Genomic DNA, 844 nt, shown 5'->3' with positions numbered 1-844 from the left:
ATTGTGTGAGATTTTTGCAGCTGCCGCGCAGCTCGTGAAAACCACGCGGCAGTTGCCCCTTACAGCTTGCTATGGGCGCCGTCACAGAGCGGTTGCTTGCTGCTGTGCTTGCAGCCGCAGAAAAACACCCGCTTGCTTGCCTCAGCTGTGTATTTGACAGGTGCAATGCCCGTGTCCTTGTGACTGCCATCGCAGAACGGCTGATTGCTGCTCTTGCCGCAAGCGCACCAGAAGTAGGTTTTGCCTTCTTGAACTTCGACTGGGTACGGAGCTTTTTGCGCGATGATAGGTGCTGTCATGAGTTTGCCCTCGTTCGTTTGATTGATGACCTACGAAGTAGGGCCAGCTCCGCTGTCTACAACGCTCTCCTCCCAAATCGCGGAAACAGCGGAGCTGAACGACAACTGAGTTGCCGTTAGTGCGCGGCAAGCTGGCACAGCATGTGCAAATCGCCAAGCAAAAACTTGCGGGACGATCCTTGATAAAAAGGTCTCTCGCATGCGTTCGCTTGGAGATATGCCGCAGGCGCATCGCTGCTCTGCAGCATGTGCTCTTGTGACGAAAGCGCTGTATGCCTAAGTGCACTACAACGGCAGCTTCTCTCCTCCTCCCTGAAGCTGTCGAACTTTGTAGGCGGCGCACTTCTCCTCCCTTTGTGCGTCGCCTTTATTTTTGCCCTGCATGAGGGGATTGCAGCGACCGGACTGCTTCCTAAATCCGTTGTTGCAAGACGTGGAGGGCAAAATGACTGCGAGACACGACCTACAGGAAGTGATCGAGTTGCTACAGGCCAGCGACAATCCCGTTGCACAAATGCGCGATTGGATTTCGGACAGTGGCGGTG

1 protein-coding gene is annotated in these 844 nt (G+C 54.9%); it reads right to left on the bottom strand.

Going from position 1 to position 844, the window contains the following annotated elements; genetic code table 11:
* Positions 1–59: 59 nt before the first annotated feature.
* Entirely contained in the window at positions 60–299 is a 240-nt protein-coding gene (locus tag DFK10_RS16175; protein WP_109390069.1) for a CDGSH iron-sulfur domain-containing protein, read from the bottom strand.
* Between the last annotated feature and the right edge of the window lie 545 nt (positions 300–844).

It is taken from the genome of Salibaculum griseiflavum (assembly GCF_003129565.1).
GTDB lineage: Bacteria > Pseudomonadota > Alphaproteobacteria > Rhodobacterales > Rhodobacteraceae > Salibaculum > Salibaculum griseiflavum.
The sequence above is the reverse complement of the archived record's forward strand: the minus strand, read 5'-3'. Positions and strand labels throughout refer to the sequence as shown.

Bases quoted from the DNA above. Each gene is read 5' to 3' on its own strand.
- DFK10_RS16175 (WP_109390069.1), bottom strand. From the start codon at position 299: ATGACAGCACCTATCATCGCGCAAAAAGCTCCGTACCCAGTCGAAGTT.